General features: G+C 58.3%; 28 protein-coding genes. 18 read left to right on the top strand and 10 right to left on the bottom strand.

The window, feature by feature from the left end; translation table 11 throughout:
- Positions 1–123: 123 nt before the first annotated feature.
- Positions 124–1434, top strand: coding sequence for an MFS transporter (locus tag FEE99_RS19350; RefSeq protein WP_039762752.1), 1311 nt, complete (start codon positions 124–126; stop codon positions 1432–1434).
- A gap of 289 nt (positions 1435–1723) precedes the next feature.
- Positions 1724–2605, top strand: a complete 882-nt coding sequence (rarD, locus tag FEE99_RS19355; protein WP_041480179.1) for an EamA family transporter RarD — start codon at positions 1724–1726, stop codon at positions 2603–2605.
- A 173-nt stretch (positions 2606–2778) separates the two neighbouring features.
- On the opposite strand, the gene hppD is transcribed toward rarD, so the two are convergent.
- On the bottom strand, positions 2779–3855 hold the full coding sequence (gene hppD / locus FEE99_RS19360) for a 4-hydroxyphenylpyruvate dioxygenase (RefSeq protein ID WP_016774910.1): 1077 nt from the start codon (positions 3853–3855) through the stop codon (positions 2779–2781).
- A gap of 351 nt (positions 3856–4206) precedes the next feature.
- Here hppD and FEE99_RS19365 point away from each other — a divergent pair, with 351 nt between their 5' ends.
- Together FEE99_RS19365 and FEE99_RS19370 are read left to right on the top strand one after the other, a co-directional pair.
- Positions 4207–5742, top strand: coding sequence for an EAL domain-containing protein (locus tag FEE99_RS19365; protein ID WP_041480177.1), 1536 nt, complete (start codon positions 4207–4209; stop codon positions 5740–5742).
- A 227-nt stretch (positions 5743–5969) separates the two neighbouring features.
- The gene (locus FEE99_RS19370; protein ID WP_041480175.1) at positions 5970–6335 is read left to right on the top strand and encodes a histone-like nucleoid-structuring protein, MvaT/MvaU family; all 366 of its coding nucleotides are present in this window, start codon (positions 5970–5972) and stop codon (positions 6333–6335) included.
- A gap of 215 nt (positions 6336–6550) precedes the next feature.
- Here FEE99_RS19370 and FEE99_RS19375 read toward each other — a convergent pair whose 3' ends face one another.
- The gene (locus FEE99_RS19375) at positions 6551–7069 is read right to left on the bottom strand and encodes a DUF4946 domain-containing protein (protein ID WP_041480173.1); all 519 of its coding nucleotides are present in this window, start codon (positions 7067–7069) and stop codon (positions 6551–6553) included.
- 137 nt (positions 7070–7206) lie between these two features.
- On the opposite strand from FEE99_RS19375, the gene gloA reads away from it, so the two are divergent.
- Entirely contained in the window at positions 7207–7728 is a 522-nt protein-coding gene (gene gloA, locus FEE99_RS19380; protein ID WP_039762746.1) for a lactoylglutathione lyase, read from the top strand.
- A gap of 175 nt (positions 7729–7903) precedes the next feature.
- Here gloA and ahpF read toward each other — a convergent pair whose 3' ends face one another.
- From ahpF to FEE99_RS19395, 3 genes are all read right to left on the bottom strand, one after another.
- Complete coding sequence (gene ahpF, locus FEE99_RS19385; RefSeq protein WP_041480170.1) at positions 7904–9466, bottom strand: alkyl hydroperoxide reductase subunit F; 1563 nt, start codon at positions 9464–9466, stop codon at positions 7904–7906.
- Positions 9467–9590: 124 nt separating this feature from the next.
- The gene (gene ahpC / locus FEE99_RS19390; protein ID WP_016774916.1) at positions 9591–10154 is read right to left on the bottom strand and encodes an alkyl hydroperoxide reductase subunit C; all 564 of its coding nucleotides are present in this window, start codon (positions 10152–10154) and stop codon (positions 9591–9593) included.
- A gap of 137 nt (positions 10155–10291) precedes the next feature.
- Positions 10292–11230, bottom strand: a complete 939-nt coding sequence (locus tag FEE99_RS19395; protein ID WP_041480168.1) for a site-specific integrase — start codon at positions 11228–11230, stop codon at positions 10292–10294.
- 177 nt (positions 11231–11407) lie between these two features.
- Between FEE99_RS19395 and FEE99_RS19400 the strand changes: the two genes are divergently transcribed.
- A complete protein-coding gene (locus tag FEE99_RS19400; RefSeq protein ID WP_041480166.1) occupies positions 11408–12424 on the top strand; it encodes a DNA-binding protein in 1017 nt (338 codons plus the stop codon).
- Here FEE99_RS19400 and gorA read toward each other — a convergent pair.
- Positions 12421–13779 (bottom strand): glutathione-disulfide reductase, encoded by a 1359-nt coding sequence (gene gorA / locus FEE99_RS19405; RefSeq protein ID WP_041480164.1) that lies wholly within the window; start codon positions 13777–13779, stop codon positions 12421–12423. The genes FEE99_RS19400 and gorA overlap by 4 nt on opposite strands.
- Positions 13780–13908: 129 nt before the next feature.
- A complete protein-coding gene (gene galU / locus FEE99_RS19410; protein WP_024013124.1) occupies positions 13909–14748 on the bottom strand; it encodes a UTP--glucose-1-phosphate uridylyltransferase GalU in 840 nt (279 codons plus the stop codon).
- Between the two features lie 258 nt (positions 14749–15006).
- On the opposite strand from galU, the gene FEE99_RS19415 reads away from it, so the two are divergent.
- Positions 15007–15192: a hypothetical protein gene (locus FEE99_RS19415; protein ID WP_016774922.1), complete on the top strand. Its 186-nt coding sequence runs from the start codon at positions 15007–15009 to the stop codon at positions 15190–15192.
- A 140-nt stretch (positions 15193–15332) separates the two neighbouring features.
- Positions 15333–15620 carry a hypothetical protein gene (locus FEE99_RS19420; RefSeq protein WP_016774923.1) on the top strand — a complete coding sequence of 96 codons (288 nt, stop codon included), beginning with the start codon at positions 15333–15335 and terminating at the stop codon, positions 15618–15620.
- A gap of 3 nt (positions 15621–15623) precedes the next feature.
- Here the strand turns inward: FEE99_RS19420 and FEE99_RS19425 are convergent, their stop codons facing one another.
- On the bottom strand, positions 15624–15854 hold the full coding sequence (locus tag FEE99_RS19425; protein ID WP_016774924.1) for a hypothetical protein: 231 nt from the start codon (positions 15852–15854) through the stop codon (positions 15624–15626).
- A 72-nt stretch (positions 15855–15926) separates the two neighbouring features.
- A complete protein-coding gene (locus FEE99_RS19430) occupies positions 15927–16283 on the bottom strand; it encodes a hypothetical protein (RefSeq protein WP_016774925.1) in 357 nt (118 codons plus the stop codon).
- Positions 16284–16494: 211 nt separating this feature from the next.
- Here FEE99_RS19430 and FEE99_RS19435 point away from each other — a divergent pair, with 211 nt between their 5' ends.
- The 4 genes from FEE99_RS19435 to ada all read left to right on the top strand — a co-directional run bounded on the left by FEE99_RS19435 (position 16495) and on the right by ada (position 18817).
- Entirely contained in the window at positions 16495–16797 is a 303-nt protein-coding gene (locus tag FEE99_RS19435; RefSeq protein WP_007912251.1) for a DUF1883 domain-containing protein, read from the top strand.
- A gap of 28 nt (positions 16798–16825) precedes the next feature.
- Entirely contained in the window at positions 16826–16996 is a 171-nt protein-coding gene (locus tag FEE99_RS19440; RefSeq protein ID WP_016774926.1) for a hypothetical protein, read from the top strand.
- 7 nt (positions 16997–17003) lie between these two features.
- On the top strand, positions 17004–17675 hold the full coding sequence (gene alkB / locus FEE99_RS19445) for a DNA oxidative demethylase AlkB (protein ID WP_041480162.1): 672 nt from the start codon (positions 17004–17006) through the stop codon (positions 17673–17675).
- Between the two features lie 80 nt (positions 17676–17755).
- Positions 17756–18817 carry a bifunctional DNA-binding transcriptional regulator/O6-methylguanine-DNA methyltransferase Ada gene (gene ada / locus FEE99_RS19450; RefSeq protein WP_041480160.1) on the top strand — a complete coding sequence of 354 codons (1062 nt, stop codon included), beginning with the start codon at positions 17756–17758 and terminating at the stop codon, positions 18815–18817.
- Here the strand turns inward: ada and acuI are convergent.
- Positions 18807–19790 (bottom strand): acrylyl-CoA reductase (NADPH), encoded by a 984-nt coding sequence (gene acuI / locus FEE99_RS19455; RefSeq protein WP_041480158.1) that lies wholly within the window; start codon positions 19788–19790, stop codon positions 18807–18809. The genes ada and acuI overlap by 11 nt on opposite strands.
- A 206-nt stretch (positions 19791–19996) precedes the next feature.
- On the opposite strand from acuI, the gene FEE99_RS19460 reads away from it, so the two are divergent.
- The 6 genes from FEE99_RS19460 (at position 19997) to FEE99_RS19485 (ending at position 25299) form a co-directional block, all read left to right on the top strand.
- Positions 19997–21061 carry an NAD(P)H-dependent flavin oxidoreductase gene (locus FEE99_RS19460; protein ID WP_041480157.1) on the top strand — a complete coding sequence of 355 codons (1065 nt, stop codon included), beginning with the start codon at positions 19997–19999 and terminating at the stop codon, positions 21059–21061.
- Between the two features lie 133 nt (positions 21062–21194).
- A complete protein-coding gene (modA, locus tag FEE99_RS19465; protein ID WP_041480155.1) occupies positions 21195–21962 on the top strand; it encodes a molybdate ABC transporter substrate-binding protein in 768 nt (255 codons plus the stop codon).
- Positions 21963–22643 carry a molybdate ABC transporter permease subunit gene (gene modB, locus FEE99_RS19470; protein ID WP_041480153.1) on the top strand — a complete coding sequence of 227 codons (681 nt, stop codon included), beginning with the start codon at positions 21963–21965 and terminating at the stop codon, positions 22641–22643.
- A gap of 3 nt (positions 22644–22646) precedes the next feature.
- Positions 22647–23726, top strand: coding sequence for a molybdenum ABC transporter ATP-binding protein (modC, locus tag FEE99_RS19475; protein WP_041480152.1), 1080 nt, complete (start codon positions 22647–22649; stop codon positions 23724–23726).
- Positions 23727–23797: 71 nt separating this feature from the next.
- Positions 23798–24835 (top strand): DNA topoisomerase IB, encoded by a 1038-nt coding sequence (locus FEE99_RS19480; protein WP_041480151.1) that lies wholly within the window; start codon positions 23798–23800, stop codon positions 24833–24835.
- A gap of 233 nt (positions 24836–25068) precedes the next feature.
- On the top strand, positions 25069–25299 hold the full coding sequence (locus tag FEE99_RS19485) for a hypothetical protein (protein WP_016774936.1): 231 nt from the start codon (positions 25069–25071) through the stop codon (positions 25297–25299).
- Positions 25300–25403 lie beyond the last annotated feature (104 nt).

Below are 25403 nucleotides of genomic sequence, written 5' to 3' on the forward strand. Positions count from 1 at the left end.
AGGGTCTGGCGGCAAACCCTGTGCTCAGGCACAAAGACAATCCGGCCAAAGGTGGCCGAGACTCTCAGGGCGATCAACGTTACCCTTTGCATCGCAAAAAATCATAATAAAGAGAGAGCCGCTATGTCGCAGAGCGCCGCAGCTACCCAGACCATCGACGACGGTAAAAACGCCGTCTACAAACGCATCACCCTGCGTTTGATTCCCTTCATTTTCATCTGCTATCTGTTCAACTACCTCGACCGGGTCAACGTCGGCTTCGCCAAATTGCAGATGCTCGACGCACTGAAATTCAGCGAAACGGTGTACGGCCTCGGCGCCGGGATTTTCTTCATCGGTTATGTGCTGTGCGGCGTGCCGAGCAACCTGGCATTGACCCGCTTCGGTCCTCGGCGCTGGATTGCCTTGATGATGATCACCTGGGGCACGCTGTCGACCTGCCTGTTGTTCGTCACGACCCCGACCGAGTTCTACACCCTGCGCTTTTTCACCGGTGCCGCTGAAGCCGGGTTCTTCCCGGGCGTCGTGCTGTACCTCTCGCAGTGGTTCCCGACCTTCCGCCGTGGCCGGATCATGGCGTTGTTCATGTCGGCAATCCCGGTCTCCGGTTTGCTCGGCAGCCCGTTTTCCGGCTGGATTCTCAACCACTTCGCCGCTGGCCAGGGTGGCCTGGCGGGCTGGCAGTGGATGTTCCTCCTGCAAGGCATTCCGACGGTGATCCTCGGCGCACTGGCGTATTTCCTGTTGAGCGACAGCTTCGCCAATGCCAAATGGCTGACCGCCCATGAACGTTCCGTGCTCGAAGCCGACCACGCCGAAGACCTCGCCAACAAACCGAAAACCGCCACCGACTCGCTGCTTGCGGTGTTCAAGAACCCAGCGATCTGGGCCTTTGGTCTGATCTATTTCTGCATCCAGAGCGGCGTGTACGCGATCAACTTCTGGCTGCCGTCGATCATCAAGAACCTCGGCTTCAGCGATAACCTGGTGATCGGCTGGCTGAGTGCGATTCCGTATCTGCTCGCGGCAGTGTTCATGCTGGTCGTCGGGCGTTCGGCGGACTTGCGCAAGGAGCGCCGCTGGCACTTGGTGGTGCCGATGCTGATGGGCGCTGTCGGGCTGGTGATCGCGGTGAATTTCGCGGCCAATCCGGCGATTGCGATTCTCGGCCTGACCATCGCGACCATGGGCGCACTGACCGGTCTGCCGATGTTCTGGCCGGTGCCGACCGCCATGTTGAGCGCGGGCGCGGCGGCTGGTGGGCTGGCGCTGATCAACTCGATGGGGCAGATGGCCGGGTTCCTCAGCCCGTACCTGGTGGGTTGGGTCAAGGACAGCACGGGTTCGACGGATGCAGCGTTGTACGTGCTGGCGGCGGTGATCGTCGGCGGGAGTCTGCTGGCGTTGCGGATGACGCGGACGTTGCGGGCTTAATCAGACGCGCAGATCAAAAGATCGCAGCCTTCGGCAGCTCCTACTCTGGAATGCGTTCCCTGTAGGAGCTGCCGAAGGTTGCGATCTTTTTGCGTTTAAGCGGTGCAATCATGCATAGCGCCAGTCGACGCAACATCTATGCTGAATCTGCCGGCCTCTTCGCGAGCAGGCTCGCTCCCACAGGATTTGTGGCTCCTGGATGTGGGAAATAATGAGCATCCGCTCAATATTCAGCACAAAAACCACGTATCCTGCGCGCCCCATTCAACCATCACGTCGCGAGGACAGTTTGTCTAAAGGTATCGCTCTATCGGTTTCAGCCTCCGTGCTGTTTGCCGTCATGTATTACTACACGTCGCTGCTGACGCCTCTGAGCGGCGTGGAAATATTCGGCTGGCGCATGCTTCTGACCGTGCCGTGCATGACGGTGTTCATGCTGGTTTCCGGGGAATGGCGGCGGGTGCTGGAGCTGTTCCGATTGATGGCCGCCAGGCCGAAGCTGATCGCCGGGCTGCTGGTTTCTTCCGCCCTGCTCGGGGTTCAGCTGTGGCTGTTCATGTGGGCACCGCTCAACGACTACAGCCTGGATGTATCACTGGGCTATTTCCTGTTGCCACTGGCGATGGTGCTGACCGGGCGGATTGCCTATGGCGAGAGCCTGTCTTACCTGCAGAAAATCGCGGTATTTTTCGCCAGTCTTGGCGTGTTGAACGAGCTGTATCAGGTTGGCGGATTTTCCTGGGCGACGCTGGTGGTCGTGGTCGGTTATCCGCTGTATTTCGTGCTGCGCAAATACCTGCAAACCGACAACCTGGGTGGCCTGTGGGTCGACATGACCCTGATGCTGCCGATCGCCTACTGGTTTGTGCAGGGCGGCGAACAGGGTCTGGCCGTGTTCGATCAATATCCGGGACTGATGTGGCTGATTCCACTGCTCGGCCTGATCAGTGCGTCTGCGCTGGTGGTGTATATCATCGCCAGCCGCTTGCTGCCGTTCAGTCTGTTTGGGTTGTTGAGTTATGTCGAACCGGTGCTGTTGCTTGCGGTGGCGTTGTTGCTTGGGGAAAGCATCAAATCGGGAGAATGGCTGACGTACATCCCGATCTGGCTGGCGGTTGTGGTGCTGGTGTTCGAGGGCTTCAAACACTTGACGCGCCAACGCCGCTCTTGAATGCAACACAAGACAAATGTGGGAGCGAGCCTGCTCGCGAAGTCGTCAAACCAGTCAACATGACTGTTGAATGAAAGTCCGCATTCGCGAGCAGGCTCGCTCCCACAGGTTTTGTATGAAGCAAAAAAATCCCGGCCCTGCATTTCTGCAGGCCGGGATTTTTTCATTTCAGATTACTCGGTGGTCAACACACCACGACGCACCTGGTCACGCTCGATCGATTCGAACAAGGCCTTGAAGTTGCCCTCGCCGAAACCATCGTCGCCCTTGCGCTGGATGAATTCGAAGAACACCGGCCCCATCAGGGTTTCCGAGAAAATCTGCAGCAGCAGACGCTTGTCGCCCTGCTCCGATGCGCCATCGAGCAGGATGCCGCGCGATTGCAGCTGATCGACCGGCTCGCCGTGATTCGGCAGGCGACCTTCGAGCATTTCGTAGTAGGTATCCGGCGGCGCGGTCATGAAGCGCATGCCGATTTTCTTCAGTTGATCCCAGGTCTTGATCAGGTCGTCAGTGAGGAACGCGACGTGCTGGATACCCTCACCATTGAACTGCATCAGGAACTCTTCGATCTGCCCGGCGCCCTTGGACGACTCTTCGTTGAGCGGGATGCGGATCATGCCATCCGGTGCGGTCATGGCTTTCGAGGTCAGGCCGGTGTACTCGCCTTTGATGTCGAAGTAACGGATTTCACGGAAGTTGAACAGCTTCTCGTAGAAGTTCGCCCAATAGGCCATTCGACCGCGATAAACGTTGTGGGTCAGGTGGTCGATGATCTTCAGACCAGCGCCAACCGGGTTGCGATCAACACCTTCGATGAACACGAAGTCGATGTCGTAGATCGAGCTGCCTTCGCCGAAACGGTCGATCAGGTACAGCGGCGCGCCGCCAATGCCTTTGATTGCCGGCAGGTTCAGTTCCATCGGACCGGTCTCGATGTGAATCGGCTGAGCGCCGAGTTCGAGTGCGCGGGAATAGGCCTTCTGCGAATCCTTCACGCGAAACGCCATGCCGCAAACGGACGGGCCGTGTTCGGCGGCAAAGTAGGAGGCGACGCTGTTGGGTTCGTTATTGAGGATCAGGTTGATTGCGCCCTGACGATACAGGTGCACGTTCTTGGAACGGTGGGTCGCGACTTTGGTGAAGCCCATGATCTCGAAGATCGGCTCCAGTGTGCCAGGAGTCGGCGCTGCGAATTCGATGAATTCAAAGCCCATCAGGCCCATTGGGTTTTCGTATAAATCTGCCATGGTGACGCCTCATCATTTCTTATCAATTAACCAGGGTTATTTGTCAGGAAAGTGATGTGGACGGCGGCGCACAGGAGATGCCACGCACGCTGCGCGCGAGGAAGTCTCCGTAGATCAGTTGAAACCCGAATATCTTCATTGTCGACCCAAGGCTCTTGCGGGCGAGGCTTCTGCTGCCAGAAGACGATTATTATTGTATGCGTAACCCGATTCTACACAGCGTAACCAGACCTGTCTGCCCTCTGTATAAAATCCGCTTTTTTACCTACGGCACAAGAGCTATCTGCCATCTATTCTCCCCTCTGGCTCAATTGTTTATCGGGTCGGATTTCTAAACCACAGGATGTGTCCATGCCACTGACCCACCGATCCCGCCGCAAACGCAGCACCCGAATCGCAGTGACTTTGCTCACCGGTCTGCTGCCAATCGTGCTGGGCAGTGGGATTCTTTATATGCAGGCAAAACGAACGCTGGAGCAAAGTGCCGGGGAAACGGCCGAACAAGCGTTGCAACAGTTCGATCTGATGCTCGACAACACGGCAGAAGCCGCCCGGGTTCTGCTGCCTCTGGCCGGGAAAAATTGCGAAGACGTGAAACTGGCCCTGCGCGAACAAGTGACCCGACGCCCCTTCGTGCGCTCGACCAATCTGGTCTGGGACAACATTCTCTACTGCAGCTCACTGTTCGGGCAGTTCAAGGAAGCGGTCAATGCCGGGGACTATCATCAAGGCAAACTGTGGTTGATGAACGGCAATCCCGTCACCCCCGACACGGCATTGTTGATCTACCGCCTCAGCGACGGTCGTGGCGGCGCGCTGACCACGCTTGATGGTTATCACCTGAGCAACATCCTGCGCCTGATCGGCCGCCAGACATTACTGATGTTGCAAGTGGGCGATAACTGGCTGTCCGCCGACGGCAGAGTGCATCAAGGGCCCCTGCCCGCTTTGCCAGTCGCGCATAGCATGCTCGAATCCGAACGATACGGTTTCAACGTGTCGGCGGGTTTTCCCGAGGGAGAAACCTGGCGTTACATGGCGGCCAATTATCCGCCGTTGTTCAGCCTGCTGATATTTTTCGGCGTGATCTCGGGCGCCATCGGCCATGTCGTGCAGAAACGCTCGAACTCGCCCAGTCACGAAATGCTTCGCGCACTCGAGGCCGGGGAATTCATTCCTTATTTCCAGCCGGTGGTTCACGGTGACAGCAAGCAGTGGTCCGGCGCTGAAGTGCTGATACGCTGGAATCACCCGAAAGAGGGCCTCGTACGCCCGGACTTGTTCATTCCATTTGCCGAGCATTCAGGCTTGATCGTGCCGATGACCCGCGCGCTGATGCAACAGACTGCCGCCCTGCTGGGACCGCATTCTGCGGCCTTCGCCAAACCTTTCCATATCGGCATCAACATCACTGCCAGCCATTGCAAGGATCTGGAACTGGTCGAAGACTGTCGCGATCTCCTGGCGGCGTTTGCGCCCGGCAGCGTCGAACTGGTGCTGGAATTGACGGAGCGCGAGCTGATCGAACCGAACGACATGACCCTTCAACTGTTTGAGCAATTGCACGCACTTGGAGTGAAAATCGCGATCGACGATTTTGGTACTGGCCACTCAAGCCTCGGCTACTTGCGCGCCTTCAAGGTCGACTTTCTCAAGATCGATCAGAGCTTTGTCGCCATGATCGGCATCGATGCGCTATCACGACATATTCTCGACTCCATCATTGAACTGTCGGCAAAGCTGGATCTGGCCATTGTTGCCGAAGGTGTCGAAACACAGGCCCAAGCCGATTACCTGACGGAGCATCAGGTGGATTTCATGCAAGGTTATTTGTTTGCCAAACCGATGCCGGCAGCAGATTTCATCAGCGCATTAAGTGATCGTTAACTCATTAGCACAGCCCGCCCAACAACCGCACCAAATTGATACAAAAAGTCATTGTTGTTACATGGCGACAACATCAGGATTTACTCTTGTCGCATTAACTACTACAATTTTTTCAACCTGAGCCAGACTGACAGGTGAGCCAATTATCACCGAGTCGCTTCCAGGCTCTTGGCTTATAGCTTTGTTTGCGGTTGGTATCAGCCAAACACACTATTGGAGTAAAGATATTGTCCAGACTCGCTGAATTTCGCGCAGCTGAAAAGGCCCTTCAGGAACAGCTCAAACAGCTGGAGTCACTGAAGAATGACGCCGGGCTCAAGAAAGAAATCGAATTCGAAGAAAAGCTCCAGGGACTGATGAAAACCTATGGCAAAGGCCTGAAAGACATCATCGCCATCCTCGACCCGAACCCGGCGAAGTCCGGTCTGCAGGCTGCCCCAGCGCCGAAGACCCGCCGCGCCCGCGTCGTCAAGGTTTACCAGAACCCGCACACTGGCGAGCTGATCGAAACCAAGGGCGGCAACCATCGCGGCCTGAAAGCCTGGAAAGAACAGTACGGTGCGGCCACCGTGGATTCATGGTTGCGCGGTTAATCTGACGCCAACAAAAAGCCCTGCGCGATGCAGGGCTTTTTTATTGACAATATCTAACAAATGAAATGATTTTCATCGAACAAGTTGGAAAATTGTGTAACGCTTCTGAATCATCAGGCTAAACATTTTGCTGCGCGATGTTACCTCGAGCGCTTGATCAAACTATGTGCTTAATCCTTTCCGGTATTCGAACCGCTACGAGTTAGTACGGGCGTTTATAATTTCAGGCTATTGCGCGCCGCCTCTATCTCGTCCGCGCTTACCTTATAAACGTCAGCCTGACCGGCATATGAAAGTACATAAGCCTTGTCTGTTTCCACGGCGGCCACCAACGTTTGTGATAATACGTGCCGGCCGTTCTCGGTGATCGTGCAGGTCGTCTCCAACCCGCTCAATGATCCGAACGCAGCCGGATGGATTCGGTTGCAGACGCTCTGATAACCACTGCGGAAGAAATCCTTCTGGATGGACTTACGCATCTCCAGCAACACGCCTTGCAAATTGACCTGATGCCCCGCCTCCACTTGCGTCATGGTCAACTCCATCACCATCACCTGATTGCCGTCAGCATCGAGCTTCACCGCCCTTTGCCGCGAGACTGGCGGCGCGGTATCCGGCAACATTTCAACCTTCCAGCCCGCCGGCCAGGTGATGCTCGGTTCGGCCATGGCCGGGAAAACCACGGCCAATGACAAAGCAAAAAAAACAAACACGGATTTGAACAGTCGGATCATTGCCGGACGCACTCGAAGGTAGAGAGCAAAGTCTGAGCCCCGCCCTCGCGCAGGGCAAGCCCGCCTTGCATTTGGCGATGCCGGCCGGCATGCGTATCATTGCGCCCATTCACTCGCCCATTGTTATTGGAGGGCCCATGAGCCTCAACGAACTGAACACTTTCCCCGGCGTGACAGCCACGCCAGACAGCGCAACCCGCAACTTCGTGTTCAACCACACCATGCTGCGCGTGAAGGACATCACCAAGTCGCTGGATTTCTACACCCGCGTCCTGGGTTTCTCGCTGGTCGAGAAGCGTGATTTTCCGGAAGCCGAATTCAGCCTGTACTTCCTTGCGCTGGTCGATAAAGCGCAGATCCCGGCCGATGCTGCTGCGCGTACCGAATGGATGAAATCGATTCCAGGCATTCTCGAATTGACCCACAACCACGGCACCGAAAACGATGCCGACTTCGCCTATCACAACGGCAACACCGATCCCCGTGGCTTTGGTCACATCTGCATTTCGGTGCCGGACATCGTCGCAGCGTGTGCACGCTTTGAAGAGCTGGGTTGCGATTTCCAGAAGCGCCTGACCGACGGCCGGATGAAGAGCCTGGCCTTCATCAAGGACCCGGATGGCTACTGGGTCGAGATCATTCAGCCTGCGCCGCTGTAACTGACGATATAAATCCATTGTGGGAGCGAGCCTGCTCGCGAAGGCGTCCGGTCAGCCAACGTATCGTTGAATGAAACTCCGCTTTCGCGAGCAGGCTCACTCCTACAAATGGATTTGTGCCAGGCACAAAAAAACCCATGATCGCTCATGGGTTTTTTCATTTCAGGCCTGACGCTTACGCCGGCGCCGAAGTCCGGATCAAGTGATCGAACGCACTCAGCGAAGCCTTGGCGCCCTCGCCCACTGCAATCACGATCTGCTTGTACGGCACAGTCGTCACGTCACCCGCTGCAAAGATTCCCGCAATGGAAGTCTCGCCACGGTTGTCGACAATGATCTCGCCACGCGGCGACAGCTCGATGGTGCCCTTCAGCCAATCGGTGTTCGGCAGCAGACCGATCTGCACGAAGATGCCTTCCAGCTCAACCGTGCGCAGTTCATCGGTAGTGCGGTCCTTGTAGCGCAGGCCGTTGACCTTCTCGCCATTGCCGGTGACTTCAGTGGTTTGCGCACTGGTGATCACGGTAACGTTCGGCAGGCTGTGCAGCTTGCGTTGCAGCACGGCGTCGGCGCGCAGTTGCACGTCGAATTCCAGCAGCGTTACGTGCGCCACAATACCGGCCAGATCGATCGCCGCTTCAACGCCGGAGTTACCGCCGCCGATCACTGCTACGCGCTTGCCCTTGAACAGCGGACCGTCGCAGTGCGGGCAGTACGCCACGCCTTTGTTGCGGTATTCCTGCTCGCCCGGGACGTTCATTTCGCGCCAGCGTGCGCCGGTCGCGAGAATCACGCTCTTGGCTTTCAGGGTTGCACCGCTGGCGAAGTGGACTTCATGCAGCTCGCCGTTCTTGCCCGGGATCAGCTTGTCAGCGCGTTGCAGGTTCATGATGTCGACGTCGTACTGCTTGACGTGTTCTTCCAGCGCCGTGGCCAGTTTTGGCCCTTCGGTTTCCTGCACGGAAATGAAGTTCTCGATGGCCATGGTATCCAGCACCTGACCGCCGAAGCGCTCAGCCGCGACACCGGTGCGGATGCCTTTACGTGCGGCGTAGATAGCGGCCGAAGCACCCGCCGGGCCACCGCCGACGACCAGCACGTCAAAGGCTTCTTTGGCGCTGATCTTCTCGGCCTGACGCTCAATCGCGCCGGTGTCGAGTTTGGCGAGAATTTCCTCCAGGCCCATGCGGCCCTGGCCGAAGTTCTCGCCGTTGAGGTAGATGCTCGGCACAGCCATGATCTTGCGATCGTTGACTTCGTCCTGGAACAGCGCGCCGTCGATGGCGACGTGGCGGATGTTCGGGTTGAGCACGGCCATCAGGTTCAGCGCCTGAACGACGTCCGGGCAATTCTGGCAAGACAGCGAGAAGTAAGTCTCGAAGCTGAACTCGCCTTTGAGCGAGCGGATCTGATCGATCACCTCAACGCTGGCCTTCGACGGATGGCCACCGACTTGCAGCAGAGCCAACACCAGCGAGGTGAATTCGTGGCCCATCGGAATACCGGCGAAGCGCAGGCTGATATCGGCTCCAGGGCGATTGATCGAGAACGATGGCTTGCGGGCATCGTCACCGCTGTCGATCAGAGTAATCTGGCTCGAAAGACTGGCAACGTCTTTCAGCAGTTCCAGCATTTCACGGGATTTCGCACCGTCGTCGAGGGATGCAACGATCTCGATCGGTTGGGTGACCCGTTCCAGGTACGATTTCAACTGGGCTTTAAGATTGGCGTCCAACATACGGGCGATTTCCTTTATTTGAGGCGAAAAAAAGCCCGAGCGAATCTCGCCCGGGCATTTTTATTGGGCGGTGCAGCTAACTTATGAAGGTGCGGCGTGCCGCCCTGCGTTGCATGTCACAGACTTAGATCTTGCCGACCAGGTCCAGGGACGGAGCCAGAGTGGCCTCGCCTTCTTTCCACTTGGCCGGGCAAACTTCGCCTGGGTGTGCAGCGACGTACTGAGCAGCCTTGATCTTGCGCAGCAGCTCGGAAGCGTCACGGCCAACGCCGCCATCGTTCAGTTCAACGATTTTGATCTGGCCTTCAGGGTTGATCACGAAGGTGCCACGGTCAGCCAGACCAGCTTCTTCGATCAGCACGTCGAAGTTGCGGGAGATGACGTGGGTAGGGTCGCCGATCATGGTGTATTCGATTTTGCCGATGGCTGGCGAAGTGTTGTGCCAGGCAGCGTGAGCAAAGTGGGTGTCGGTCGAAACGCTGTAGATTTCCACGCCCAGCTTCTTGAACTCAGCGTAGTTGTCAGCCAGGTCTTCCAGCTCGGTTGGGCACACGAAGGTGAAGTCGGCTGGGTAGAAGAACACTACGGACCACTTGCCTTTCAAGTCAGCATCCGAGACTTGAACGAAGTCGCCGTTTTTGAACGCGGTAGCTTTGAACGGTTTTACTTGGCTGTTGATGATAGGCATCGATGACTCTCCGTCAGGGGTTATGAAGTTGATGGGTGAATCCTACCCACTCACTCGACGGAAGGCTCATTGGCAAACCTGATACTGCTGATTTGTTTTCGCTATTAGCTGACTGTATTAATAGAAGAAAACGATCTCTACGGCTGATCCGGCTTATCCATAATCCGAGCCATTCCCTGGAATGGGCTGACCTCAACATAGCGCATGGCGGATTTCATGTCCTTCCAGCCAACATAACTCATCAACGATTTCAGATCCCAGCCGCTCTGATGCGCCCAGGTTGCAAAACCGCGTCGCAACGAGTGACTGGTATAACCGGCGGCGACAATCCCGGCACGCTGCAACGCCTGGCGGAGCAGCGGAATAATGCTGTTGGCGTGCAGGCCCTCCTCGCTCAGATTGCCCCAGCGATCAATGCTGCGGAACACCGCGCCGCGCACCAGCGCGGCTTCAGTGATCCAATCGATATAGGCCTGCACCGGGCACAACTTCAACAGCGCCGGGGCCTGGTAGGTCTGCCCGAGGTTCTCCCGGTCGCCCTTGCTGCGTGGCAGATACAGAGTGATGCCCTTGCCAGCGCTCGCCTGCACATGCTCGATCTGCAAACGGCACAATTCGTCGCTGCGAAAGCCGCGCCAGAAGCCCAACAGAATCAGCGCGCGATCCCGATACGCCTTGAGCAAGGTCGGGCGATCCTGTTCCTGGCGGGCGGTTTGCGCCTCCTGCTCCAAGCAATCGATCACTCGTTGCAAATCCTGCAGTTGCAACGGTTCGGCCTGTTTTTCCTGTGCTGGATGCAAAGCACGAATGCCCTTGAACACCTTGCGCACCACTGGCGCCTTGGTCGGATCGGCAAACCCCTGACTGTTATGCCACTGCGCCAGCGCCGACAGACGCAACTTCAACGTATTGATCGACAGCACCCCGGCGTACTCCACCAGATAGCGCGCAACGCTGTCGGCAGTAGCCGGCAGAAATCCTCCCCACGTCACCTCGAAATGCTCGATGGCCATGCGATAGCTGCGGCGAGTGTTGTCCCGGGTGGCGGCTTGCAGATATCGATCAATGTCGCTCATGGGCAGTTTTCTCGCTGGTGTACGGGTTCAGACATGCAGAGGCGCATTTTGCCCCCTGACATTGGGTAATACCAGTATATCCCGCCTGTTTAATCTCAAAGATTTACCTATATTTTCAGCGTGGTACACTGTGTACTATAGTGGCATGTACCACAGTACGTAAACGTAGGAGTTCACATGGCCCGTGGCGGCATTACCAAAGCACTGGTGCAAATCGCACGCACAGCGATCCTCGCTCGCGGCGAACACCCAAGCATCGATGCAGTACGCATTGAAATGGGCAACACCGGCTCGAAAACCACGATCCATCGCTATCTGAAAGAACTGGACGACGGTGCCCAGCCGAATGAGGCGTCGGCAGAACCGATCGATGATGAGCTCACCGCCCTCGTCTCTCGCCTCGCCCAGCGCCTGAAAGAACAAGCACAGGAACCAATCGAGCAAGCCCGCGAACAGTTCGAGGAGCAACGCCAAGCACTGGAAGTCGAGCTGAAGCAGACGCGCCAGGCGCTGGAAAAACTCGAGCACGACCACGACATTCAAGGCGCCGCGCTGCAACGCGAATCCGAAGCGCTGAGCAGCACCCGCTCGATGCTGCAAACCGAACAGACGCGCAACGCCGGCCTCAACCAGGCATTGGCCGACTTTGAATTGCGCTTGCAGGACAAGGACGAACAGATCCGCTCACTGGAAGAAAAACACCTGCACGCCCGCGATGCGCTTGAGCATTACCGAAACGCAACCAAGGAACAGCGCGAGCAGGAGCAGGCCCGCCACGAAGGGCAACTTCAGCAGATACAGGCAGAATTGCGTCAAGCCCAGCAGAGCGCGTTGGTGCGTCAGGATGAGATCACACAGTTGCACCGTGACAACGAACGCTTGCTCACCGAAAACCGTGGCACCCAGCGCGAGCTGAACCTGGTGCAGGATCAGCTCAAGCACAGCAATCAGCGTCAGGATCAGTTGCTTGAGCAGGCCACGCGCATGGACAGCGAGCGCACCCTCCTCCAGGAACGTCTGCGCGTGGCGGCACTGGAAAGCCAGGCGCTCAAGCAGAGCGTCGACGAACAAACGCAGCTCAATCAGTCATTGGAAAAGGAATTGCTCAAGGTTCAGGCAAGCCTTGAAGACAGCCAGCGTCTGGCGGCTACCGTTGCGGCAGCGCCAGACTCGGCCAAAGCGACAGACGCTTAAGCGCTGACCGGCGTACGCATGGTGACGAACTCTTCGGCGGCCGTCGGGTGCACCCCGATGGTGTCGTCGAAGTCGCGCTTGGTTGCGCCAGCCTTCAAGGCAATCGCCAGACCTTGCACGATCTCGCCAGCGTCCGGGCCGACCATGTGGCAGCCAAGCACCTTGTCGGTTTTGGCGTCGACTACCAGCTTCATCAGGGTTTTCTCCTGACAGTCAGTGAGGGTCAGCTTCATCGGCCGGAAGCGGCTCTCGAAGATCACCACCTCGTGGCCACATTCGCGCGCTTCTTCTTCGCTCAAACCGACCGTACCGATGTTCGGCAGGCTGAACACGGCGGTCGGGATCATTTTGTAATCCACCGGACGATACTGCTCCGGTTTGAACAGACGCCGTGCCACGGCCATACCTTCGGCCAGAGCGACCGGGGTCAGTTGCACGCGACCAATGACGTCGCCCAGCGCCAGAATCGACGGCTCGGTGGTTTGATACTCGTCGTCGACTTTGATAAAGCCCTTGTCGTCGAGCTGCACATCGGTGTTTTCCAGGCCCAGATTGTCCAGCATCGGACGCCGGCCGGTGGCGTAGAACACGCAGTCGGCTTCGAGTACGCGACCATCCTTGAGCGTCGCCTTCAAGCTACCGTCGGCCTGCTTGTCGATGCGCGCAATGTCGGCATTGAATTGCAGATCGAGGCCACGCTTGGTCAATTCTTCTTGCAGGTGCTTGCGCACCGACCCGTCGAAACCACGCAGAAACAGATCACCGCGATACAGCAGCGTGGTGTTGGCGCCGAGGCCATGGAAAATTCCGGCGAACTCGACGGCAATATAACCGCCGCCGACCACCAGCACACGCTTGGGCAGCTCTTTGAGGAAGAACGCTTCATTCGAACCGATCGCATGCTCATGCCCGGGGATTTCAGGGATCTGCGGCCAGCCGCCGGTGGCGATCAGAATGTGCTTTGCCGTGTAGCGCTCGCCATTGACCTCGACCTCGTGCGGCCCGACGATTTTCGCGTGCGACTCGTGCAGGGTCACGCCGCTGTTGACCAGCAGATTGCGATAAATGCCGTTGAGGCGATTGATTTCACGGTCCTTGTTGGCGATCAGCGTGGCCCAGTCGAAGTTGGCTTCGCCCAGGTTCCAGCCGAAACCGGACGCCTGCTCGAAGTCCTCGGCAAAGTGCGCGCCGTAGACCAACAGCTTTTTCGGCACGCAGCCGACGTTGACGCAGGTGCCGCCCAGGTAACGGCTCTCGGCCACCGCCACTTTCGCCCCGAAGCCGGCGGCAAACCGCGCAGCCCGCACACCGCCGGAACCGGCACCAATCACATAAAGGTCAAAATCGTAGGCCATTTCTATCTCCTCGGCAGGCCATCAGCATACCCGCAGCCATTCATTGGGCAAGCACTGCCATCCATATAAGGGCGGAAAATGAAAAAGCCACCCGAAGGTGGCTTTCTTTTGCAGACGCGGCGAAGACTATTAGTAAGCCTTGCCAGTCTTGTAGAAGTTTTCGAAGCAGAAGTTGGTCGCGTCGATGTAGCCTTCAGCGCCACCGCAGTCGAAACGCTTGCCCTTGAACTTGTAGGCCATGACGCAGCCGTTCTGGGCCTGCTTCATCAGGGCGTCGGTGATCTGGATTTCGCCGCCCTTGCCTGGTTCGGTCTGCTCGATCAGATCGAAGATGTCCGGGGTCAGGATGTAGCGACCGATGATCGCCAGGTTCGACGGCGCGTCTTCCGGCTTTGGCTTCTCGACCATGCTGTGCACGCGGTAGATGTCGTCGCGGATCATTTCGCCAGCGATTACGCCGTACTTGTTGGTTTCCTGCGGATCGACTTCCTGGATCGCGACGATCGAGCAGCGGAACTGCTTATACAGTTTGACCATCTGGGTCAGTACGCCGTCGCCGTCGATGTTGACGCACAGGTCGTCCGCCAGGACCACGGCGAACGGTTCGTCACCGATCAGTGGGCGGCCAGTCAGGATTGCGTGGCCCAGACCTTTCATTTCGGTCTGACGGGTGTAGGAGAACGAGCACTCGTCCAACAGCTTGCGGATACCGACCAGGTACTTTTCCTTGTCGGTGCCCTTGATCTGGTTTTCCAGCTCGTAACTGATGTCGAAGTGGTCTTCCAGAGCACGCTTGCCACGGCCGGTGACGATGGAGATTTCCGTCAGGCCCGCGTCCAGCGCTTCTTCAACGCCGTACTGGATCAGTGGCTTGTTTACCACCGGCAGCATTTCTTTAGGCATGGCTTTGGTCGCTGGGAGGAAGCGAGTGCCGTAACCGGCTGCTGGAAACAAGCATTTCTTGATCATATAAGTCCTTGAAAAGGCTGTGTGTACGAGTTTCGGGGCAGTCTAATCAGGCGGCGTGCGCCTTACAATGCCCCGCGCTGGCTAACCGATGCCAACATAGAGAAATATTCGCGCGGATAGTTCCATCCGGGTATTTCAGCGGCGGAGTCAGCGTAGCTCAAGATCCGGGCAAACAGGATCACCATACGCTTATCAGCCCCCATTGCGAGCATTTGCCGCTATCATGGCGCCTTTGAACCAGCGAATGAGACAGACTAGATGGCTGCGGTAAAAATCATCAACGGGTATGTGATCGACAAGAAAGACGGCAAGTGGACGCTGACCACTACCAATGGCGAACATATCGCCGGGCCTTTCGACAGCGAGCAGATGGCGACAGATGTGGCCTCGGTGTTCACTGATACGCCTGCTTCTTCCAAGCGCCGAGGCAAAGATCAGGACTGATCCTTTTAGCACTTGCGCCAAGCCCTGCCAGCATGCAGGGCTTTTTTGTGCTTTGTTGGCAAACAAGTGGCCAATCGCTATAACCTTTTCATCGCGGCGCTGTCAGAGCAACCAGTCCCCCACTTGAAGACCTCGCAACCATGAACCTGAACAAACTGCAGCCGCTTTTCGCGGTATTGGTACTGAGCGGCTGTGCCACTTCGCAGCCCACCTATCTGAACAATGGCGAACAGGGTCTGAGCATCGACTGTTCCGGCGAAGCCAACTCATGGGCCATGTGCTACGAAAAGGCCGATGCATCCTGCGCCGGCACCGGCTATCGCATCGTCGGCACTGATGGCACACCGGCGCCCAAGGAAGATGACAAAACCCTGGGCGTTGACGTTGGCAATTACAAGACCCGTAACGTCGTGGTCGTCTGCAAGTAAGCCTTACATGTGGATTTCGGCGAATTTGATCCCGAGGCCACGGACGACCTCGATCAGGTCGTCGAGCCGATTGAAGGACTCGACCTCGTCATTGTCATCCACCAAAAAGTAGCTGCGCCCTGCACTCTTCTTGAAAAACACGATCCATTCACCCGGATTCGCCGGGTTCTGGATGACATGAGTGGCAGAGATAAGGCCCTCTGCGTGGCGCTCCCGCACGTGCTCTCGCTTCATTGCGACTCCATAAATGACAATGCCGCCACAGCAGGACTGTGACGGCATCGGGTGCTGATGTTCGATAGTCTATCAGCCGGAAATACAGGCGTTCGCAGCTTTCTGTACATCGCGAGGGCGAACCGGCACGTTGGACATGCGCTCATGCAGCTTGATGCTGCTGCCGCCGGCGCGATCTTCGATATCAAACACGGCTGCCGGGCCTGACGAAAGTTTGCCGGGAACGATGACTCGTACACCGTCTTTCTGCGGCTGGACTTGCAACGCACCACGACTGTCAGCGAGCTTGTCGGTCAGACACTGCGCATACTCCTGGGGCTTTTTGCCGGAGATCACGCTCATGGTTGGCAGCGTTTCATTGATTTCGGAAACATTTGCACAACCGGCCATCGCCAGAATCAACGGCACACACACCACACCCCACTTCATATAAATCCTCCGTTAAAGACCGTCCGACAGCACAAATGCCGCTTTTCTCCGGGGCCTTGTGCATTTAACCCGCCCGCCATGGCGAAGTTCTGTTCAAAATTTGTCAAAGCAACGCCCGACGGCCAGATAATAACCCGTGCGGGCTGATAAACTGCGCCCATCGACAAGCTATCGTTTTGATTTAGTAGAAAAAGCCCTTCTGGAGGCGCCCATGAAATTCATTCACCAGCGCGAGCACCTCAACGAAGACGACATCGTCGTCATTCAATGCTCGCAGATGTGCAACATCCGTTTGATGAACGACGCCAACTTCCGCAGCTTCAAAAACGGCGGCCGTCACACCTACCACGGCGGCGCGTTCGACACGTTCCCGGCACGCATCACTGCACCGAGCACCGGCTTCTGGAACATCACCATCGACACCGTCAACCGCCGCGCAATCAGCGTGACGCGCAAGCCGACGCTGACCCACTCGATCAAGATCATCCGTCGCTCCAGCACTAAACTGAGCTGAGACGCGCAGCCTATTCTGAAAGGGAAACATGACCGTGGCGCAAAAAACCAAATACGTGATCAAGTACAAACTGGACGGTGAACAGCGTTTCGAATTCGCCGAGCTGGAAACCGGCACTGACGAGGAAGCGAAGGCGGCGCTGAAGAAAATGCACGCTGACGAAGAGCTCAGTGACATCAAGGTCAGCAAAGCGCTGTAACCAACCTATGCAACTGACCACGTTAGACCTGTTCGCCGACAACGAACCCGTACAGCAAGCCCGCGCCGAGCAGATCGGCGAACAATCGTGGGTGCTGCGCGGGTTCGCCTTGCCGCAGGTCGAGCAACTGCTGACCGGGCTCGACGCCATTCTTGCCGCCGCCCCGCTACGCCACATGGTCACGCCCGGCGGTTTCAGCATGTCGGTCGGCACCAGCAGTTGCGGACAGCTGGGCTGGATCACCGATCGCAGCGGTTACCGTTATTCCAGCGTCGATCCACTCAGCGGCTTGCCGTGGCCGTCGATGCCGGCGGTGTTTGCCGAACTGGCACACCAAGCGGCTGAGCGCGCCGGTTTCCCGGATTTTCAGGCCGACTCCTGCCTGATCAACCAGTACGTCACCGGCGCCAAGATGTCGCTGCATCAGGACAAAGACGAAAAAGGTTATGCCGCGCCCATCGTTTCGCTGTCGCTAGGTTTGCCGGCAATGTTTCTGTTCGGCGGCTTCGAACGCAGCGATAAAACCCAGCGCATTCCGCTGTTGCATGGCGACATGGTGGTCTGGGGCGGCGTGGACCGCCTGCGCTATCACGGCGTGCTGCCAATCAAACCTGGCCGTCACCCGCTCTTGGGCGAGCGGCGCATCAACATCACCTTCCGCGTCGCGGGCGCTCAATAAAAGTTTGACCGCAAGGCGCGGAGTGTTGCGGGTTAGGATGCTGGTTAACCTGACTCAAACAGGTCAACGGATTCCCTCTCATGGACACGCTTTCGAAGACAATCAGCATTGAACACGATCCCCGCTGGGCCGCTGTGGTGGCGCGCGATCCGCGTGCCGACGGGCAATTTGTCTATGCGGTCAAAACCACTGGCATCTACTGCAGACCGAGCAGTCTTGCGCGCCTGCCGAAACCGCAGAACGTCGAGTTTTTCGACACCGCCGAACTGGCCGAAGCTGCCGGATATCGGCCGAGCAAACGCGCCAGCAAGGACCAGAATGACGCGCAGCATGCAGCAATCGTGGCTGCAGCGTGTCGGCAGATCGAAGCCTGTGAGACGCTGCCGGCGCTCAGCAGCCTCGCAGCCACCGCTGGCCTTAGCCCTTTTCATTTCCACCGGCTATTCAAAGCAGCGACCGGCCTGACGCCGAAGGCTTACGCCACGGCGCACCGCTCACGCAAGCTGCGTGCGCGCCTGTCGGACGGCGGCTCGGTGACCGATGCGCTGTATGACGCCGGATTCAATTCCAACAGCCGCTTTTACGAATCAGCCGATCAACTGCTGGGCATGAAGCCCACCGATTACCGCGCCGCCGGGCAGAACAACGACATTCGCTTTGCCGTTGGCCAATGCTCGCTGGGGGCGATTCTGGTGGCGCAAAGCGAACGTGGGATTTGTGCGATTCTCCTGGGAGACGATCCGCATCAACTGGTCTGCGATCTGCAGGATCAGTTTCGCAAGGCCAACCTGATCGGCGCCGACAGCGAATTTGAACAGTTGATTGCCAGCGTCGTCGGCTTTGTCGAAGCACCGGCGAAAGGCCTGAACTTGCCGCTGGATATACGCGGCACAGCGTTTCAGGAGCGCGTCTGGCAGGCGCTGCGTGAGATCCCCGCAGGCAGCACCGCAAGTTACGCCGAAATCGCGCAACGCATCGGCGCGCCGACTTCGATGCGCGCCGTTGCCCAGGCTTGCGGGGCCAACCGTTTGGCGGTGGCGATTCCCTGCCACCGCGTGGTGCGCAGTGACGGCAATCTTTCCGGCTACCGCTGGGGCGTCGAGCGCAAACGCCAACTGCTTGAGCGCGAACTCAACGATTGACGTCGACCACCACCCTGCCCCGCAGTTGCCCGGCGAGTAATCTGGGCGCGGCCTCAAGGGCTTCGCTCAAGCTGATTTCGTGACTGATCAATTGCAATAACGAGAAATCCAGATCCTTGGCCAGTCGGCCCCAGGCCTCGATACGGCGCGCTTTGGGCTGGGTCACGCTGTTGATCCCGGCCAGCGTTACGCCGCGCAGAATGAACGGTGCTACCGAGGCCGGGAAATCCATGCCTTGCGCCAACCCGCATGCCGCGACCACGCCTTCCGAGCGTGTGCTGGCGCAAGCATTCGCCAGCGTATGACTACCGACCGAATCGACCACCGCCGCCCAGCGCTCTTTCGCCAACGGCTTGCCCGGTTCGGACAAGGTGGCTCGATCGATGATGTCGGCAGCACCCAATTGCTGCAGGTATTCATGCTCGGATACACGGCCGGTGGATGCCACCACGCGGTATCCCAACTTGCTGAGCAAGGCGATGGCAAAGCTGCCGACCCCGCCATTGGCGCCGGTGACCAGCACTTCGCCGTGATCCGGTGTCAGGCCATGGCGCTCCAGTGCCAGAATGCACAGCATTGCCGTGTAGCCTGCGGTGCCGATGGCCATGGCTTGCGCCGGGGTGAAAGCTTCGGGCAATGGAATAAGCCAGTCACCATTGAGCCGGGCCTTTTGCGCCAGCCCGCCCCAGTGGCTCTCACCGACGCCCCAACCGTTGAGCAGCACCCGATCACCCGCCTTGAAATCCCCATGCGAACTGGACTCGACAGTCCCCGCCAGATCGATCCCCGGCACCATGGGAAACTTGCGTACTACCGGGCTGCTGCCGGTAATCGCCAGGCCGTCTTTGAAATTCAGGGTGCTGTACGCGACGCTCACGCTGACGTTGCCTTCGGGCAGTTGCTGCTCATCGATTTGCTGCAGATTGGCGCGATAACCGCTGTCATCTTTGTCGATCAGGATGGCGTTGAACATGTCGGCCCCTCGAAAATAATGGGAAGAAAGCGTGCGCTGAAATAACACATCGCAACACATTGCCACACTCGACTTTCGCTAAGCCACCCACACCGACGCTGAAAAACTGCACGTAATGTTCAGAATTTCAGACTGGCCCCGCAGCCGGTTTTGCTGCTAAAACCGCTTGCCGTCCCTGCCCGTTTCATCGTTCGGAGATTCGTTATATGAGCCAGTGGCCAGACACCCGTATCCTTGATCTTCTCGGTATCGAACTGCCGATCATCCAGGGCCCGATGGCCGGTGCGACCAACTCTTCGATGGTGATTGCCGTGTGCAATGCCGGCGGCCTCGGTTCGATGCCCGCAGCGATGCTGAGCATCGAGCAACTGCGCGAAGAACTGAAGACGATTCGCCAGCACACCACCAAGCCGTTCAACGTCAATTTCTTCTGCCATCAGCCACCGGCGCCTGATGAGCAGCGAGCCCGGGACTGGAAAAACCTGCTCGAACCTTACTACCGCGAACTCGGTGCCGATTTCGAGGCGCCGACGCCGGTGTCTAATCGCGCACCGTTCGACGAAGCAGCGTGTGCCGTGCTCGAAGAATTCCGCCCCGAGGTGGTGAGTTTTCATTTCGGGTTGCCGGAGAAAAATCTGCTTGATCGGGTCAAGGCAACCGGGGCGAAAATCCTTTCGTCTGCCACCACGGTCGAAGAAGCGATCTGGCTGGAGCAACACGGCTGCGATGCGATCATCGCCATGGGTTATGAGGCGGGCGGGCATCGCGGGATGTTTCTCAGCGATGATCTGAGCAGCCAGGTCGGCACCTTTGCACTGGTGCCGCAGGTGGTCGACGCGGTGAAAGTGCCGGTGATCGCGGCGGGCGCGATCAGCGATGCCCGGGGTGTTGCGGCGGCGTTGATGCTCGGCGCCTCGGCGGTGCAAGTTGGTACGGCGTACCTGTTCACGCCGGAAGCCAAAGTCAGCGCCTCACACCACAAGGCCCTGCGTACCGCCAAGGAAAGCCAGACCGCCATCACCAACATTTTCACCGGACGTCCGGCGCGGGGCATTGTCAATCGGGCGATGCGTGAACTCGGCCCGATGTCAGCGCAAGCGCCAGCCTTTCCGTTGGCCGGCGGCGCGCTGATGCCGCTACGAGCCAAGGATGACGCCGATTTTGCCAATCTGTGGGCCGGTCAGGCGCTGACGTTGGGCAAGGATATCGGCAGCGCTGAACTGACCCGGCAACTCGCCGAGGGCGCATTGGCGAAACTCAACCGTCATTGAATTTACGCGGCGAGCGGATTTATTCCCTCGCCACTTGGCGGCGTATCGCTATATATTTCCGTATACAGCGATTGCGCCCGTGTATCGGCGTTATCCAAAGCAAAGCATTTACCGCCGATCACGGAGCCTTTACATGACACTTGCTGCCACACGCTTCGCCCCTGCTTGTCTCGCCTCATTCCTCGCATTTTTCAGCATCGGCGCCGCGCAGGCTGACGAAGTGCAAGTGGCGGTCGCCGCCAATTTCACCGCGCCAATCCAGGCCATCGCTGCCGACTTCGAAAAAGACACCGGGCACAAACTGGTCGCTGCTTACGGCGCAACCGGCCAGTTCTACACCCAGATCAAAAACGGCGCGCCCTTCGAAGTGTTTCTCGCAGCTGACGATAGCACCCCGGCAAAACTCGAACAGGAAGGCGAAACCGTCAAAGGCTCGCGCTTCACCTACGCCATTGGCACGTTGGCGCTGTGGTCGGCAAAAGAAGGTTATATCGATGCACAGGGTGACGTGCTGAAAACCAACCAATACCAGCACTTGTCCATCGCCAACCCGAAAGCCGCGCCATACGGTCTCGCCGCCACCCAAGTGCTGGAAAAACTCCAGTTGAGCGAAGCCACGAAAAGCAAAATCGTCGAAGGCCAGAACATTACTCAGGCCTACCAGTTCGTCTCCACCGGCAACGCCGAACTGGGCTTTGTGGCGCTGTCGCAAATCTACAAGAACGGCAAGGTGAGCAGCGGCTCGGCATGGATTGTTCCCGCCACCCTGCATGATCCGATCAAACAGGACGCGGTGATCTTGAACAAAGGCAAGGACAGCGCTGCTGCCAAGGCCCTGGTCGATTATCTCAAAGGCCCGAAAGCCGCTGCGGTGATCAAGTCCTTCGGATATGAACTGTAAATGTCGCTGACCAGTGCCGACTTCGCCGCGATCTGGCTGACGCTGAAACTGGCGTCGCTGACCACCGTGATCCTGCTGATAATCGGCACACCGATCGCGTTATGGCTGTCGCGCACCTCGTCGTGGTTGCGCGGCCCGATTGGCGCCATCGTCGCCCTGCCGCTGGTGCTGCCGCCGACGGTGATCGGCTTTTATCTGTTGCTGGCGCTGGGCCCGCACGGTTTTCTCGGCCAGTTCACTCAATGGCTGGGGCTGGGCACGCTGACGTTCAGTTTCACCGGGCTGGTGATCGGCTCGGTGATCTACTCCCTGCCGTTCGTGGTGCAACCGCTGCAAAACGCTTTCTCGGCAATCGGCACCCGCCCGCTGGAAGTCGCCGCGACGTTGCGCGCCAATCCCTGGGACACGTTCTTCAGCGTGATCCTGCCGCTGGCGCGCCCCGGCTTCATCACCGCAGCGATTCTCGGCTTCGCCCACACCGTGGGTGAATTCGGCGTGGTGCTGATGATCGGCGGCAACATTCCCGACAAGACCCGCGTGGTATCGGTGCAGATTTACGACCACGTCGAAGCACTGGAATATGCCCAGGCGCACTGGCTGTCCGCGGCGATGCTGGTGTTCTCGTTTCTGGTGTTGCTGGCGCTGTATTCCAGCCGCAAAACCCGCGCAGGCTGGAGCTGATCGATGATTGATGTACGCCTGAAACGCACTTATCCGGGGTTCGAACTGGATGTTGATCTGCAAGTGCCGGGCCGGGGCGTCACGGCGCTGTTTGGCGATTCCGGCTCCGGCAAAACCACCTGCCTGCGCTGCATCGCCGGGCTGGAACGCGCAGAGCAGGGTTTTGTGCAGATCAACGACGAGGTCTGGCAGGACAGTGCCAATGGCATCTTCGTCCAGCCGCATAAACGTGCGCTCGGCTACGTGTTTCAGGAAGCCAGTCTGTTCCCGCATCTGTCGGTGCTGGCCAATCTGGAGTTTGGTCTCAAACGCATCGCCAGGTCGCAACGCCGGGTCGATATGAGCCAGGCGACAGAACTGCTCGGCATCAGCCATTTGCTCGAGCGCCATCCGCAGCATCTGTCCGGCGGCGAACGACAGCGCGTCGGCATCGCCCGCGCCCTGCTGACCAGCCCGAAACTGCTGCTCATGGACGAACCACTGGCGGCTCTCGACAGCCGGCGCAAAAGCGAAATCTTGCCGTACCTGCAACGCCTGCACGACGAACTGGATATTCCGCTGCTGTACGTCAGCCATGCCCAGGATGAAGTCGCGCGTCTGGCTGATCATCTGGTATTGCTCCGTGACGGCAAAGCCCTCGCCAGCGGCCCGATCGGCGAGACCCTGGCGCGCCTGGATCTGCCTTTGGCGCTGGGCGATGACGCCGGGGTGATCATCGAAGGTCAGGTCAGCGCCTACGACGCCACCTATCAATTGCTCAGCCTGCAACTGCCGGCCACTGAAATGAACATTCGCGTCACCCATGCGCCGATGGCCGTGGGCCAAGCCCTGCGCTGCAAGGTGCACGCCCGTGACATCAGCCTGGCGCTGAACAACGATGCGGCCAGCAGCATTCTCAATCGTCTGCCCGTTACCGTCATCAGCGAACAGGCCGCTGACAACAGTGCCCATGTGCTGATCCGCCTCGATGCCGGCGGCACGCCGCTGCTGGCGCGGATCACCCGCTTCTCGCGTGACCAATTGGGCGTGCATCCGGGCCAGCGGCTGTGGGCGCAGATCAAGGCGGTGGCGGTGCTCGCGTAAATCATTCGGCACGACGGCCAGCGCCTGCGGTCAATCTGTTACAGACTGCCGTATGACCGAAGGAAACCGCCATGCCCGATACCGTGCTGACAGATGCCCTGCCCGCCGATCTGCATTACGTCGATGACACTCAGCCTGGTATCACCCGGAAAAAACTGCGCGGCAAGTTCGTCTATTTCGAACCGTCGGGCCAGCGCATCAGCGACCCGGAGGAAATCAAACGCATCAACGCCCTCGCGGTGCCGCCGGCTTACACCGATGTGTGGATCTGCGCCGACCCGCGCGGTCATCTGCAAGCCACCGGCCGCGATGCGCGCGGGCGCAAGCAGTACCGTTATCACGCGCGCTGGCGCGAAGTGCGCGACGCCGACAAATACTCGCGCCTGCGAGAGTTCGGCCTGGCACTGCCCAAACTGCGGCGCCAGCTTGAGGCGCTGCTCGACGCCCCGGGCTTCAGCCGCGACAAGGTCATGGCCACGGTCATCACCTTGCTCGACGCCACGCTGATCCGCGTCGGCAATACCCAATATGCGCGGGACAATCGCTCTTATGGCCTGACCACGTTGCGCAGCCGACATGTCGAGGTCAATGGCAGCGCGATCCTGTTCCAGTTCCGCGGCAAGAGCGGCATCGAGCACCAGATCACCGTCAAGGATCGGCGTCTGGCGCGAATCATCAAGCGCTGCCTGGAGATTCCCGGGCAAAACCTGTTTCAGTACCTTGATGAACACGGCGAACGGCACACTGTCACCTCCTCCGACGTCAACGCCTATCTGCAAAAGCTCACCGGCGCTGAATTCACCGCCAAGGACTACCGCACCTGGGCGGGCAGCGCATTGGCTTTGGCAGTGCTGCGCGAGTTGCAGCATGAGTCGGAAACCGAAGCCAAGCGCCATGTGGTCGAAGCGGTGAAGAACGTCGCCAAACAGCTGGGCAACACGCCAGCGGTGTGCCGCAAATGCTACATCCACCCTGCGGTGCTCGAACATTTCATGCTCGGCGCGCTCGCCGAACTGCCCCGCCCGAGAGTGCGCATAGGCCTGCGCGCTGAGGAAGTAGCCTTGGCGATGTTTCTCGAGCGGATGTGTGAGGTGAGCGAGGCGTCCTGAGTCGCACAAACCCCCTGTAGGAGTGAGCCTGCTCGCGATAGCGGCCTTTCAGTTGATGAAGATGTCAACTGACCCACCGCTATCGCGAGCAGGCTCACTCCTACAAGATTTGCCGATGAGCTGAGCCGGGTATTTTTTGCACGATCGCGCAGGGCTTCTATAGTTGATCTGAAGGTTCGCGCCATGCGGGCTTTTTGTTGCAACTCAGCCGTTTCAGCGAACGGAGGTGTTTCATGTCCGAGAAAGAGTCCATCACCACCCTCCTCACCCTGCTCGACGCCCGCCAGGCGCGCCTGGCAGCCGCCTGCAAAGAGATCGCCGACTGGGTTGATCATCAAGGCGGGCATCCGACAGCTTTGCGCATTCGCGACCGACTGCATGACATCGAAAAAGATGCGCCGCTTATTCGCGATACGCTTTCGACGCTCAAGCCAATTGATCGGCCGTTGCCACGATTCAGATAGTCGAGGTTCAATTAACTTCAACAACCGGCTCGGCATCGGTGTAAGTGTTTTTCTTTATTATCCAATGCGATTGAGCGTAGCCCTTTTAGTTATATGTGCACTAC

Source organism: Pseudomonas sp. ef1 (assembly GCF_007293365.2).
Classification (GTDB): Bacteria; Pseudomonadota; Gammaproteobacteria; order Pseudomonadales; family Pseudomonadaceae; genus Aquipseudomonas; species Aquipseudomonas siliginis.